The sequence below is a fragment of the Melioribacteraceae bacterium 4301-Me genome (assembly GCA_041538185.1).
In the GTDB taxonomy this organism is placed as follows: domain Bacteria; phylum Bacteroidota; class Ignavibacteria; order Ignavibacteriales; family Melioribacteraceae; genus Pyranulibacter; species Pyranulibacter aquaticus.
The window spans coordinates 1-14866 of record JBGORM010000002.1; the positions used below are offsets into that span (position 1 = coordinate 1).

The 14866-nt window shown below is 33.8% G+C and carries 12 protein-coding genes; 7 read left to right on the forward strand and 5 right to left on the reverse strand.

Annotation, left to right across the window (positions count from 1 at the left end; translation table 11 throughout):
- Nucleotides 1-1698: multiheme c-type cytochrome (locus tag ABRY23_03560; GenBank protein MFA3782120.1), on the reverse strand; the 1698-nt coding region annotated here is incomplete at its 3' end.
- A gap of 238 nt (nt 1699-1936) precedes the next feature.
- Between ABRY23_03560 and ABRY23_03565 the strand changes: the two genes are divergently transcribed.
- The 7 genes from ABRY23_03565 (at nt 1937) to ABRY23_03595 (ending at nt 10815) form a co-directional block, all read left to right on the forward strand.
- Nucleotides 1937-2605, forward strand: a complete 669-nt coding sequence (locus ABRY23_03565) for a response regulator transcription factor (protein MFA3782121.1) — start codon at nt 1937-1939, stop codon at nt 2603-2605.
- Nucleotides 2574-4004, forward strand: a complete 1431-nt coding sequence (locus ABRY23_03570; protein ID MFA3782122.1) for an ATP-binding protein — start codon at nt 2574-2576, stop codon at nt 4002-4004. The genes ABRY23_03565 and ABRY23_03570 overlap by 32 nt, the downstream gene beginning before the upstream one ends.
- Before the next feature lie 239 nt (nt 4005-4243).
- Nucleotides 4244-5536, forward strand: a complete 1293-nt coding sequence (locus ABRY23_03575; GenBank protein ID MFA3782123.1) for an APC family permease — start codon at nt 4244-4246, stop codon at nt 5534-5536.
- 42 nt (nt 5537-5578) lie between these two features.
- Nucleotides 5579-8032 carry a plasma-membrane proton-efflux P-type ATPase gene (locus ABRY23_03580; protein MFA3782124.1) on the forward strand — a complete coding sequence of 818 codons (2454 nt, stop codon included), beginning with the start codon at nt 5579-5581 and terminating at the stop codon, nt 8030-8032.
- A gap of 16 nt (nt 8033-8048) precedes the next feature.
- Nucleotides 8049-8567 (forward strand): HEAT repeat domain-containing protein, encoded by a 519-nt coding sequence (locus ABRY23_03585; protein MFA3782125.1) that lies wholly within the window; start codon nt 8049-8051, stop codon nt 8565-8567.
- A gap of 156 nt (nt 8568-8723) precedes the next feature.
- Nucleotides 8724-9680, forward strand: coding sequence for an NAD-dependent epimerase/dehydratase family protein (locus ABRY23_03590; protein ID MFA3782126.1), 957 nt, complete (start codon nt 8724-8726; stop codon nt 9678-9680).
- A gap of 181 nt (nt 9681-9861) precedes the next feature.
- Complete coding sequence (locus ABRY23_03595; protein MFA3782127.1) at nt 9862-10815, forward strand: SGNH/GDSL hydrolase family protein; 954 nt, start codon at nt 9862-9864, stop codon at nt 10813-10815.
- Nucleotides 10816-11001: 186 nt separating this feature from the next.
- On the opposite strand, the gene ABRY23_03600 is transcribed toward ABRY23_03595, so the two are convergent.
- The 4 genes from ABRY23_03600 to ABRY23_03615 all read right to left on the reverse strand — a co-directional run bounded on the left by ABRY23_03600 (nt 11002) and on the right by ABRY23_03615 (nt 14820).
- On the reverse strand, nt 11002-11661 hold the full coding sequence (locus ABRY23_03600; protein MFA3782128.1) for a cation transporter: 660 nt from the start codon (nt 11659-11661) through the stop codon (nt 11002-11004).
- 24 nt (nt 11662-11685) lie between these two features.
- Complete coding sequence (locus tag ABRY23_03605) at nt 11686-12105, reverse strand: DUF5362 domain-containing protein (protein ID MFA3782129.1); 420 nt, start codon at nt 12103-12105, stop codon at nt 11686-11688.
- Nucleotides 12106-12208: 103 nt separating this feature from the next.
- Entirely contained in the window at nt 12209-13405 is a 1197-nt protein-coding gene (locus tag ABRY23_03610; GenBank protein MFA3782130.1) for a hypothetical protein, read from the reverse strand.
- 71 nt (nt 13406-13476) lie between these two features.
- Complete coding sequence (locus tag ABRY23_03615) at nt 13477-14820, reverse strand: ATP cone domain-containing protein (GenBank protein ID MFA3782131.1); 1344 nt, start codon at nt 14818-14820, stop codon at nt 13477-13479.
- Nucleotides 14821-14866 lie beyond the last annotated feature (46 nt).

The window sequence follows — 14866 nt, forward strand, 5'->3', positions numbered from 1 at the left end:
TAAAATCAGCATTTTACGCGTTAAAACAATTTTATCAGTAAACATTCTGTAAAAATAAACACCGCTGGCCAATCCTTCAGAGCTGAAATTTATTATATACCTTCCCGGATTCTGAAATTTATCAACCAATACTTTTACTTGTTGCCCGATAGAATTATATAAAATAATTTTAACGTTACTCCGTACAGGTAATGAATAAGCTATATTTGTCTCCGGGTTAAATGGATTCGGATAGTTCTGCGATAGATCAAAAGTAAGTGGAAGCTGTGAATAAGTATTTTTTACGCCTGTTATAATGTCATTTACTTTATCAATGGAGCTTGTAAGTAACAATTGAGTATAGAGATGATTATGGAACCCACCACTTTCATCGGATTCTGCATAAGTGACATTGAAAATAGCTTCGTTCAGTAATTTTATTTTTACTGAATCACTGCTATTGGCCAAAATATTTTGCGCTTGAGTTATTTTGTCATTAGCAGTAGAATCAAGTTTTTGGAATTCTGTTTTCCACTTAGTAATAAAAGCCATTGCTGAATCAGCGGAAAAGTTACTGTGGCATCTGGTACATGAAGTAGTATACGTTCCGTCGTCTTCTTTGACAAATATTGACCAGCTATGACCTTTAAACATATTAGAGTTAGAGCCATCTACACCTGAATTATACATATGGCAATCAATACACTGGGCATTCATTGTATGAATTTCAGGAACATCTATACCCCCTGTCCCTAATTCAATATTATAACTTAAATGATCGGTATCAGGGAATCTTAAATTTCCGTGGCACTGTCCACATAATTCATTAGGTGAATTCATAACTTCATACGACCTTGTGGAAGAATTATAGTAGGAGAGAACCCCCGGTTTATGAGGATTGTGGCATGCGGTACAACTAACGTTTGGCCATTCTGACTCATTAAGTGGTTTGGTAGAAGAGCTATAATTGCTATTCTCAGTAGAAAAGAAAATTTCAAGCGCTTGAGCTTCAGAAATTCCACCATTCATAGTAACGGAAGTAGGTGCGTGACATGCTATGCAATTTTCGCTTTTAATTACTTTTTCCGAATTCTCTCCAGAATGTTCAGATGCCAGTTCTTCGGCAACATCAAGCTGACCACCATGCCCGTGCTTACTCATTTTCCATGCATCATAAATGCGATGGTCCGTATCGCTAAATCTTAAACTACCATGACATTGTCCACACAATTCATTGGATGTTTGAACACTGTCATAATTTAAGTTTTTTGAGTTATATACGCCGAGTGTAGGTATACCACTTGAAGGATGATTGGTTGGAGGATTATGGCAAGTTATGCAGGATACATTTGGCCAATCCGATACATGGATAGCAGAGGTAGAATCTGTAAATTTACCGTTAACGGTTGAAAAAAAGTAATTAATAGCCTGTATTTCAGTCATTCCACCGTTAACAGTAACTGAAGTTGGAGAATGGCAGGAAATACAATCTTCAGCTTGAGAGCCTGCAATCACAGAATCAGGTGTTTGTCCTATCCAGTTAGAGGCTAATTCGTCACCCACATCTTTCTGTGTATCGGCGTGCTTGCTTGAACTCCATAATCCATATTCTGAGCTATGACATGCTTTACAATTATTTTGCTGGGCATGGGTAACTTTCATTGAAAAAAGTAAAAAAATCGAGATGAAAAAAGCAAGGTAACACATTTTATTTTTCATAAAAACCTCTTATATGTTATTTATTATCGTGGCAAAGTATTATGCAACAATGTCAACCTCCTATTCGTAACTTGGACTGAACAATAATAAGATATATTTATCTTGTACTAAGATAAACAGAGTGGATAAAAAGTGATAATTAATAAAAATGAATTTTTTTTCATTTTTTACGATAGACTTACAAAATCGAATTTTATTGTAATATTTATTATTATGATTATTATAAATGTATGATGATATGGAAATTTTAATTGCAGAAGATGATAAGCAAATAGTAAATTCTTTAATAAAGAATTTAACTGAGGAAGGACATCATGTTAGGTGTGCATATGATGGTGAGAAAGCCTTGTACTATGTAAAGTCATTTCCTTTTGATGTCGTTCTATTAGATTGGAGAATGCCAGGAATAAGCGGTATAGAAGTCTGTAAAAGAATACGGGAATATGGAATTAATGTACCTATAATACTTTTAACAGCATTAAGTCAGATTTCAAATAAGGTGGAAGCACTTCGTGTAGGTGCCGATGATTACATTACAAAACCTTTTTCTTTAGAAGAGCTTATTGCTAGAATTCATGCTGTAGTGAGGAGGTATAAATTACATACAAACGAATTAATAACGTCTAACCTTACACTTAATCTTATTGAGAGAAAAGCTATTACAATCCGCGGTGAAATACCCTTAAATGGAAAAGAATTTGACCTGCTAAAATGTTTCATTTTACACAAAGGTAGAATATTAAGTAAAGAAGAACTGGCAAAGTTAGTATGGGGATATGATTTCGTTCCTTTGAGTAATATTATTGAGGTAACTGTAAAAAATCTTCGTAAAAAATTAGAAGAAGGTACTGGGAAAAAATTAATAAAGTCTATTTATGGCGAAGGATACATCTTCATATCGGAATAAGCAAAAAAAACCGTGGTTTACTAATACTGTTAAAAGAATAATAATATGGGATATAGCTATATTCTTTTTGCTTTTTATAATATCAAATATTTTCATAATAGCAATTACTAACAAAATATTGAATGAGAATCTTGATAAAGAGATAAAGAATAAAATTGACGTTCTTGAAGAATTGTTCAGTATAAAAAACGATACCATAAAATTCGTTGGATATGGCGAATTAAATGAACCGGCATTTCAAAATGTTTACCTGGGTTCTTTTTTCCTGCAAGTATACGATATAAGTGGAAGACTTATTGTTAGAAGTAATAATCTACAATCCTTCGTGCCACTTCCGTTTGATGTAAGAAAATTTAATATGAACCTTGAATTTGAAGATACTAAAATAGGCAACAATAACTTACGGGTTGCCTACGCTCCAATTAAGGATAAATCAAGTAATGTACGAGCATATATTCAACTTGCTGCTTTTGAAAATAAAAATAATTCTATAATGAGAGAGATAATTGTTTTTAATATTATGCTTCTTCCGGTAATTTTGTTTTTAATAGTAATTTCAAGCGTCTTTCTTGCTAAAAAGAGTTATGCACCGCTGAATAAAATTATAGAAGTTGCTGAGAATATAACAGCTAATAATTTAAATACAAGGATTGAATACAAAGCAGATTCTTATGATGAACTTGGAAGATTAAGAGATACACTAAATCGCCTTTTTAGCAGACTTAATGGATATATTAATCATATCTCTCAATTTACAGACAACGTATCCCATCAGCTAATGAATCCTTTGACAGCTGCTAAAACTGAACTCGAGTATATTCTAAAACGTGATAGAAAGCCCGAAGAATATAAAGAGTCTTTAATCGTTTTGAATTCTCAAATAAATATAATGATAAATATTATCAAATTATTACTTACAATTGCAAAATATAGCACTCAACCCGAGCTGAATAAAAGTGTGATTAACGTTACTAAAGTGATTAATAAAACAATTAAACCCCTGTTTAACCGCTACAATATAATTTACGATATGCAAGACAACATTTATCTGAGGGGAAGCTCAGAAGGTTTTCAAATTATTATGGAAAATTTAATTGATAATGCTGTTAAGTACTCTAATGAAAATAGCGAGGTATTGGTAAAAATATTGAAATTGAATGAAAGAATTGAAATAATGGTTGCCGACTATGGTATCGGAATACCGGAAAAAGAAAAAGAAAAAATATTTGAAAGATTTTATCGCTCACAAAATACAATAAAAAATACAAATGGCTATGGTCTTGGTTTATGTCTTGTTAAAACAATTACTCAAGCAATGAACGGGAATATAAGAGTTGAAAATAATGTACCACGTGGGACAAAATTTATTATTGATTTCCCTGTAATGAACATGGAATAAATTAGAATCTTAAATGAAATGATATCCTTTTGTTTTAATTCGTTAATTTTATCGATAGTAGAACATTGGTTTATTACTTTACATTACAAAGTTCATATGTCTTATCTAACCAATAAAAATTTTACCTTTTAGTCAGCCTATTTTAATGGATTTTTGGGTTTATCTTTTAATAGTAATTATTTGAAACCATTTTCAGAGTATGCGGTAAAAGCACAATATTAAATTATTATTAGAAGTTAATGAGAAAGAATCAAAAACTTAGTTTAATAGAAGTAATCTCGATGGCAGTCGGCACAATGATAGGTGCCAGTATTTTCTCGATATTCGGTTTGGGTGTAGAAATTGCTGGACAAAATTTACCCGAAGCATTTGTACTCTCAGGAATTTATGCACTTGTTGTTGCCTATTCTTATTCAATTCTCGGCTCCCAAATAATATCGAATGCGGGTCCTATCGCATTCATATTAAAAGGTATAGGAGATAATGTTATAACTGGTGCATTAAGTATTTTAATGTGGCTGACATATGTAATATCGATTGCACTTTTTGCCAGAGGATTTACAGGATATTTTCTCCCTTTCCTTAATATTGAAGCTACTGGACTATTAACAGGCATTATAGTTACACTTGTAATTATGTTCTTTACTTCATTGAATTTTTTTGGTAGTAAAGCTGTAGGTAAAGCGGAATTTTATATTGTACTGATTAAGCTTTCCATTTTAATGATATTCATTATTGGAGGTCTGTTTACTATTGACTGGAATTTAGCAAGACCAGTCTTTGATATCAGACACTCATCTAGTATGCTTAGCGCCTCTGTAATTTTTTTCCTGTCATATATGGGATTTGGTCTAATAACAAATGCATCTGAAAATGTTAAAAACCCTCAAAAGAATATCCCGCTTGCAATATATTTGAGTATTCTTATTGTAATGATTATTTATGTTTCGATATCTTTTGTAACTATCGGTAATTTGTCTTTGGCAGATATAATAAAAGCACAGGAAAATGCGCTTGCAGTTGCTGCCCGTCCGTTTTTGGGAAGCTTTGGCTTCATTCTTATTTCTGTAGGAGCGTTGTTTTCAATCTCTTCAGCATTAAATGCTACAATTTACGGAGGGGCTAACATTGCTTATTCAATTGCAAAAGATGGCAAGCTACCAAAAATATTCGAGCGGAAAATATGGTTCAAGTCAACCGAAGGCTTATACTTAACTGCCGGCTTGGGATTGCTTGCCGCACTATTTTTAAATCTAAATACAATTGCTAGCATAACAAGTACGATATTTACCGTTATTTATATATTTGTTTTAATATCTCACCTGAAAATATATTCTCGATACGGTGGAAATAAATTCTTAATTTTAATTAACTTATCCGTACTCTTAGTTGTATTTGCAGCGTTAATTAAATATCAGTGGGAAACCCAGCCTTCTTCTTTTTTTATTAGTATATCGGCATTTACCGGGGCTATTATATTTGAATATGCTTATAGAAAACTGAAAGGAAGAGTAATCAAACATGGTGAATAAAACTGACCGGAACTATTTATTAATTAATTTGTTGGAGCAACTATGAAAGACGAAGCAGAAAATTTGAATGCTTTGAAAAAATTATCTCTCGAAGAAGCTTTTAAAGAATTAGAGTCTAGCGAGAATGGTATTTCTGATTCAGAAGCCTTGGAGAGAACTAAAAAATACGGATATAATGAAATAGCCGAAAAAAAAGAAAATCCAATATTAAAATTTCTTGGTTACTTTTGGGGACCAATTCCTTGGATGATTGAATTGGCAGCTATCCTTTCGGCAATAATAAATCATTGGGAAGATTTCTGGATTATATTTGTACTTTTGCTGTTAAACGCAGTCGTTGGATTCTGGCAGGAAAATAAAGCAAGTGATGCTATAAGCGAATTAAAGAAAAAGTTAGCATTGAATGCAAAAGTTATAAGGGACGGCAAATGGAAAGAAATAGAGGCAAGTCAACTTGTCCCTGGAGATGTTATTCGTTTAAGATTAGGTGATATAATTCCAGCCGATGTAAAATTATTTTCGGGTGAATATTTAATGATTGATGAATCCGCGCTAACAGGAGAATCGTTGCCGGTAGAAAAACACAATGGGGATATAGGCTACTCAGGTTCTGTTGTTAATCAAGGTGAAATGAATGGGTTAGTCGTGGCAACTGGTTCAAATACTTTTTTTGGAAGAACTGCTAAATTAGTTGCAGAAGCAAAAACTATAAGTCATTTTCAGAAAGCTGTAATAAAAATTGGTGACTATCTTATTGCACTCGCAGCTTTTATGGTGGTGATAATTTTTATGGTTTCATTCTTTCGCCATGAAAGTTTTATAGATACTTTACAATTTGCTTTAGTGTTGACAGTAGCCGCTATTCCTGTCGCTTTGCCTGCGGTACTATCTGTAACAATGGCCGTCGGTGCCTCAGTATTAGCTAAGAAAAAAGCAATTGTAAGTAAACTTACAGCTATTGAAGAAATGGCTGGTATGGATATCTTATGCAGTGACAAAACCGGGACTATAACAAAAAACCAATTGACTCTATCCGAAGTTATTCCATTTGAAGGATTTACTGCTGACGACATTTTAATATTCGGTTCATTATCTTCAAGGGAAGAGGACAATGACCCAATAGATCTTGCTATACTAAGAAAAGCCAATTCCGTAGTAGGTGTTCGAGAGAAAATAAAATCTTATAAAATAAACTACTTCAAGCCTTTCGACCCTGTAATTAAAAGAAGTGAGGCTTATGTAACATCAAATGAAAATAAGAATTGTAAAGTAGCAAAAGGTGCACCGCAAGTTATTCTAAATTTAATTTCTGAAAAAGAAAAACAAAAAATCACAGAACTTGTTAACTCAAAAGTTAATGAACTCGCTGAGAAAGGTTACCGTGCACTTGGAATAGCTGTAATGTATAATCAAAACGAGTGGAAATACGCGGGCCTGATTCCGCTTTTTGACCCTCCGAGAGATGATTCGGCAGAAACCATAAAAACAGCCCAAGCGATGGGTATTAATATTAAAATGATTACTGGTGATCATACTGCTATTGCTAAACAAATAGCAAAACAAGTTAATCTGAAAAGTAACATCTTGGAAGCTTCACTATTACTTAATGAGTCTGATAAAAAAATTGGCGATGTTGTTGAAAATGCAGATGGATTTGCTCAGGTTTTTCCTGAACATAAGTATCGAATAGTAGAAATTTTACAAGAAAGAAAACATATAGTTGGCATGACTGGTGATGGAGTTAATGACTCACCTGCTTTGAAGAAAGCCGATGTGGGAATTGCCGTAGCAGGTGCCACTGACGCTGCTAAGTCAGCTGCCGATATAGTCTTAACGTTACCAGGATTGTCTGTTATTATCGACGCTCTGAAAGAAAGCAGAAAAATTTTTCAGCGGATGAATAGTTATGCAATTTATAGAATTGCAGAGACAATAAGAGTGTTGTTTTTTATTACTCTGGCCATTATAGTTTTTAACTTTTATCCTGTTACCGCAGTTATGATTGTGCTGCTTGCATTGTTTAATGATGCGCCAATAATGGCTATAGCTTATGATAATGTAAAATATTCCAATAATCCTGAAAGATGGGATATGAGAATTGTTTTGGGTATGGCAACTTTTTTAGGTTTAATAGGCGTTGTTAGTTCATTTACAATTTACTATTTAGGAAGGGATTATTTTCATTTGTCACCTGGTGTTTTACAATCTTTCATTTTCCTTAAGTTAGCAATTGCCGGTCATCTTACAATATTTTTAACTAGAACTCGTGGGCCCTTTTGGTCGATAAAACCAAGTGCTGTTTTACTATGGTCAGCTGTAATTACAAAATTATTAGCTACACTTTTTGCTGTATATGGGTGGTTCATCTCACCAATTTCATGGGAACTGGCACTGTTCGTCTGGGCTTATGCTATTGTCGCCTTTCTTATAACTGATTTTTTGAAAGTAAAGATTTACAGACTATTAGATCACACTGGAATTAAATTTCACAGATAAAAAATAGGAATAAAAAGTGGATAAGAAAACCTTAAATGGACATAATGAGAAGCTTGATTCATTATTAGAATCACTTCTAAGCGAAGATGGGACAGAGAGAAAAAATGCAAGGAAGAAACTTGTTTCTAAAGGTAAAATAGTAATTAACCATATGGGAAAATTGCTTAATCATCCCAAGCATTTATATCGATGGGAGGCTGTTAAAACTCTTGAAGAATTAGCCTTACCTGATTCTATACCATATCTTATTCAAGCTCTAAATGATGATAAGAGTGATATAAGGTGGATTGCAGCAGAAGGATTAATTAGATTAGAGATGCAATCGGTTAAACCTGTACTTGAAGCCTTGATGAAAAAAAATGATTCGGTCTTTCTCTTGGAAGGTGCACACCATATCTTTTTTGAATTGAAAGAAAAAAATGTTTTGCCTAAAAATTTCCCGATTGATGAACTTCTTGCTCTTTTGAAGAATTCTGAGTTAAAGGAAAGTGCAAAATTGTTGGCGTATAAAATAATTAATCAGTTCAAGCTTTGATTCAACTCCGGGTTTTTTATGCAGCTTAATTAAAATGTTGGCTGCTGAAAAATAGTCGAAAAATTTTATGTTAAAACACCGCAGCTTTAATAGTTGTGGGGAAATAATTATCATCAGATGAAAAAAGATTTCATTCTAATAAAATAAATTACTTATATGCAAACAATCTTGGGCTCTGGCGGCGCTATTGGGACTGAGCTTGCAAAGGCGTTGAAGAGATTTACAAATAAAATACGGTTAGTTTCACGAAATCCAAAGAAGGTCAATGAAACTGACTTCCTTTTGGCTGCTGATCTTACAGATGCACAACAATTATCGAAAGCTGTTGAAGGTAGCACTGTATGTTATGTAACCATTGGCTTCGAATATAAAACAAAAATATGGCAGCAAGTTTGGTTGACATTTATTAAGAATGTTGTATCTGCATGCAAAGATAATAAAGCTAAATTAGTGTTCTTTGACAATATATACGCAATTGACTGTAACCATATAAATCATATTACTGAAGAAAGCCCAATTAATCCTGCAAGTAAAAAAGGAGAAATAAGAGCGCTTGTTGACAGATATATCATAGAAAATGTTGAGAAAGGAAATATTGAAGCTATTATTGCACGCTCACCCGACTTTTTTGGTCCCATAAAGAAAAGCAGCATAATAATGAATTTAATTTATAATAACCTTCAAAAAGGTAAACCAGCGCTGTGGTTTTGCAATGCCGATGTAATTTATACTCCTGGTTATACCTATGATTTAGCAATGGGCGCAGCATTGTTAGGGAACACAAATGATGCATTTAATCAAGTCTGGAATTTACCAGTTGATCAATCTCATGCTACCGCACGGGAATTCACACAAATGTTTGCTGAAATTATGAATGTTAAAAATAGACTTAAGGTGTTACCAGCATGGAGTATCAAATTGCTTGGCTTTTTTGTGCCGGTCCTAAAGGAGATTTATGAGATGAGATACCAATACGATAGAGATTACTTTTTCGATAGTAGTAAATTTATCAGAAGATTCAATTATGTTCCTGTATCGAATAAGAAAGCAATTGAACAGACAATTGAGTTGATGAAATACAGTAAGTTGGAGTGCCGTCCCGACCTACCGTAAGTCGGTTCGCTGAACCGACTACAAATTCTTTTCAAAGTTAATACTTAAACCGGGACAGCGTCCTAACTAACAGTTAGTCGATTCATCAGCAATGGTAAAAAAAATAAATATACTAAAATGAAGATAATCTTTGGTCGAACCGGTGTTCTAACCAAAAAATAAATAAAAAAGGAAATAAGCAATGAGGATAGATATAAAATTAATTTGGTTAATTATCTTAACAATTAGTCTTATATCTTGTGATATAAATGAAGAAACAAAAAACAACAGTAAAATTCTGGATCAACTTATTGTTTTTGGTGATAGCAATAGTGATCCAGGCAACATTTATAATAAGACCAATCATTTGATTCCAGTAACTCCGCCGTATTTTCAAGGGAGATTTTGCAACGGTCCAACATGGGCAGAATTAGTTGCAAGCAAATTTAACCTTGTTGGCGATGCTAACATGAATTTTGCCTACGGTGGAGCTTGTTCCGATTCTCTTAATGCTATAGCTTTAAAAATCCCGCCACAGGCACCCGAGCCATACTCAACTATTCGAAATGCTATTATGTTTACAGGACTTCTTGAACAGGTTGAAGAGCTAAGAGCATCTGCAATACGCCCTAAATTAAATCACCTTGTTGTTATTTTTATTGGTGGAAACGACTATAGCCTTGAAAACGAAGTAAATGATTCAAAAGTGGATCATGTAATATCTTCAATAGAAAAGGCTATCTCTCGAATTAAAGAAATGGGATGGAAACGAATTGTTATTTTTACTCTGAACGATCATGCTGCAACCATAGAGTTAGATTCAAGTGCAGTAGAAGCAGATAAAGTTTATTTTGAATTGGCAAAAAGAAATAATGCACGACTTAAAGAAGCAGTTGTTCAATGGAGTAATAAATTAGGGATTGATATAAAAATATGGGATTTTGCAGCTTTTCTGAAAGATGTAACTGACCACGCAGTAAGTTATGGTTTTACTGACTTGCTGAATCCAATCTACGAAGGAAGCTTTTTTGCTTTTGATGGCAAGTTAAACGATGCAAAGGGAAAATTATTCTGGGATTTCACACCGCATTACTCGGCAGCCATACATAATGTAATTTCTGATGAGTTTATTAAATTTTTGCAGAATTTTAATTAACAGCAGCTTAATATATCAGTAGTAAGTCCCAAGTAGGTCAGGAGGCTGACCCGACCAACAGTTAAAATCACAAACAATAAACTGAGGTTTTGTTCTTTGAGCTAAAGTTTCACTTTCCAACGCTTATAAGCTACCAGCAAATCCTTTAGTTTAAAACCAAACCGAATTTTTCAGTAAGTGATGTTTTCATTCGTCTTCACACGAGCAAAGTTTGTTTGTGCGAGCTTTTTCAAAAGATTCTTTTCCTTCTTTATAGGATAAATAAGCAATAAGAACTGCGCCAATAGAATCAATTCCGCCAATGTTAGTTAATTCATAGCCGAGGCTTGCTAAAAGGAGAATAATTGAGAGATACAAACAAGTTTTTGTGCATTTTGCGTCAGCAATTATTGCTTGAGAATTGAGCGCTTTGCCGACTTTCATTTTATACATAATGAGCAACTGCATTGCCAAAATTGAAATTATAGAAATCACTATACCCCAGAAAGTAGTCTCTGGTTTATGATTTGTAACTACGTTATATATGGCAGTTGCTGCTAATCCAGCGGAAAGAAAGTAAAATGCAGTCCCAGTTACTTTTAATGCTGTTTTTTCGAAATCATCTCGTGTTTCTTCACCTTTTTGCTTAATTCTTTTTAGAAAATGCCAAATACCAATTCCAGAAATTACTTCTACAAATGAATCTATTCCAAAACCTAGTAAAGAAAGCGTACCATCCTCATATCCAAAAATTACTGAAATTAATCCTTCTACAATGTTGTAGTAAATTGTAATTAACATTAAAGCATAAGCATATGAATAAAGTTTTGCTCTGCTTTCATCACTAATTGATTGAGTAAACAGCATTTGAACATAAAACCTTTTTTGTTATTAGAATGAATTATTTTGCTGCAAATGTGAAAATGAGCTTAGCAAAGGAATAAAAATTGCAAAAAATATAATTACACTAACAGCAATTAGCACTAGTGTAATTATCACAAGTATTTTTAATATCTTAAAATATTTTGCTTGTAACTCGAAGCCGTAACGCATAGCACGAGGGTCGTTTGTTGTTTTAAATAGCTCAAATTGTTCGGCGGATTCGCGCATACGCAAGCCAATTAATATGTATGGTATGCCGACTACAGCTCCAATAATTGACAGGCAATTAAGAGCGCCGTAGATAATTATAAAAACACCTACAAACTTCATGTCTCTTACCATCTGTCCAAATGTTATTTGGAACATTGATGGTGCTTTTGTTTCTGAAGAAACAGTTTCGTTTAGATTAATTTCGTTGAAGTCTTCCATATTTTCCTCCGTGTTGTTATTAAACATGAAATTGAAAGACGTTATTAGCAAATATATAATTTATTTTTGTTTATAGACCAATTTAGTTCAAGTCGATAAAATATTATTTATACTTTTTATCGATTTCTACAACTTTATTTTTGCTATAGTCGGAAACACCAACCATTAATCCAGAAGTTACAACAAAAGCTCCAATAATTTGCCATAATGTTACATTTCTGCCGAATAAAAGCATGATGAATGGCAGTAAGGCTAAATATACGTTTGTGTAAGGTACCCAAAAATGTGCAGCGAATTTAGAAAGCTTGAAAAAGCCAAAACTGTAAATGTAGCCGGAAAGTCCAGCTGCAACAACAAATATAATTGGTAACCAGTTATTAGGAATAATAGTGCCTTCGAACAAAGAGAAGAATCGATTGTAATCAACTGAAACGAAGACTTCTTTTAATTCTTTCTTAGTCTCTTCGGGTAAATTTTCTTTTAAGTAAAATTTATTGTTTACTTGTTGATAGTTAGTTAGCAGTAATTCTTTTTTGTTGTTATTTACTTTTGACAAGACCGCAGACTGAAACTCTTCAGCTGAAATATTTAATGGCAAGTTTGCATGCAGTGCATCGCCAATTAACGGGAATATAAAAAGTGCAGCAGTAATAAAAATCATTTTCCATATTTCTCGCCAGACCACAAGTGCATTGGGTCCAACACCTTTAAGCGCGGTCTGAACCGTTTTGTTGTTTAGGACTTGTTGAGAGCACAAACAGCAGTTGATTATTATAATCCAAATAACAGCATTTAAGTCTAAAACTGACTTTGGGTCGACGTGTGTTCCTATTATGCTTGGGATGTGAGGTATACTCAGGCCTATAATTACAAGTGAAATTCCCCACCAGTGTTCTTTTCTTATTGGAGCGTTGAACAGTACTTTACCAAAAAAAGGCAAAAAAGCTAAATAGACATTAACGTATGGTGCGTAGATGTGTGGAGAATAATATCTCGGCAGATAAAAGAAGCCGATATTTTCTATTACTCCAGTAAATGCGCAAATCATTATTGTTGTTAAAGATAATATTCCAGGCCATAAATATTTAAGCTCTTTGCCGCGAATAATTTCAATAAACACAGCAACTACAGCCCAGGCTAATTTAGAAATTTCACGCCACCATGTCATCACGCCAGGTGTTACGTCCACTCTGCTGCCCCCAGTGTATTCGGGCTGATTTCCCATCCAATTGAGAAGATATTGTCCACCCAAAGCGCCATTAATTATTGATAGCCATGTTAGTAGTATTATCCATTCCATGAGGGTGATCTCCGGGTTTTAATTTAAGATTAGTTTGAAACGGTAATTTGTATTCAATGTGTATCTCAATATTAATGATAATTTAATGTGCTTCCACCAATAAATTCTCTTAATACAGAGTCACCCGGTATCGGCGAGTCGTCTGCGATTGGTTCAACTTCTTGAAGGACTTTACTTATCCGTGTTGCTCTTGTGTAGGCATCAATTCTTAGTGGGTCGTCTTTATACTTTTTCTCCCATTCAATAAAATCAATTAGAAGTTTTGAAGCATATAAAGGTACTTCGTAAGACATAGAAGTGTTTATGATATAATCGGCAGTGTTGCAATAGGGCAAAATATTTCTTTTTTCTGAAGAGCGAACATAATGCCAATGCAATAATGTTTGTTCGGGATTATAAGCCCTGTGTACAGAATCCCTTAACATGCGTCGTATTAAACGTAAATCAGTCCATCTAATATAAACACCGTCACCGGTTTTCATTTGAAGGAGTGGTTCAAGATAAAGTTTGAATTTTAAATCAGCAGAAATTTCCTTGCTGAATTCCGGGTGTAATCCATGAAGACTGTCGATAAGCAGTACTTCATTTTCTTTAAGCTGGAGTGGAGTTTGATTTAAGAACCGCTTTCCAAGTTTAAAGTCATAATAAGGCACTTTTACTTCTTTGCCATCTGCCAAAAGTTTAAGATGTTCATTTATCATCTGAAGATCTAATGCTTGAGGTGTTTCAAAGTCATAATCTCCAAATTCATCTTTTGGATGCATCTCTAAGTCAAAAAAATAATTATCGACAACGAGAGGTTTAAAATTCATACCTAACTTGTTAAGTCGCTGCTTAAGTTTAATTGTAGTAGTAGTTTTACCCGATGAGGAAGGGCCGCTTACAAAAACCATTTTCAATTTGTCGCTTCTTTCTTTTATAATTTCCGCTGCGGTATCAAGTTGAGTTTCGTAAAAGGTCTCGCATTCGTGAACAATATGAGGAAACTCACCGGCTCTAATTCGTTCGTTTATTGCTTGTACAGTATGCAAATTGTGACTAACAGCCCAATCTAACGAACGCCAAACTTTAGCCCAAGGAATAAATTCTGACGGTTTTGAAAAATGTTTAGAATCCGCTCTTCTTCGTTTGGCTGCTTCTTCTCTGTAAAGAATAAATTCCTTTGCTACTTTTGCATGTCCATTTTCAATCAACACTTTTTCTATAATGTCTTGAATTTCTTCGATATGCGGTTTATAACCATCTTCAAATTTCTCTTCCATAATTGCTACAACTTGTTTGCATAATTGCTCGGCTTTTTCTTTGTCACGTCCGCCTACAGCCACTGCTGCTCTGTATATTGCGTTGGTAATCCTATCAGGATTAAATGGAACTATTGCTCCTGTTCTTTTAATAACGAACTTTATTTTTCCCATAGTTTTTTAAATTATTTCACAAAAGACCGTTAAATTTAATTTCTGT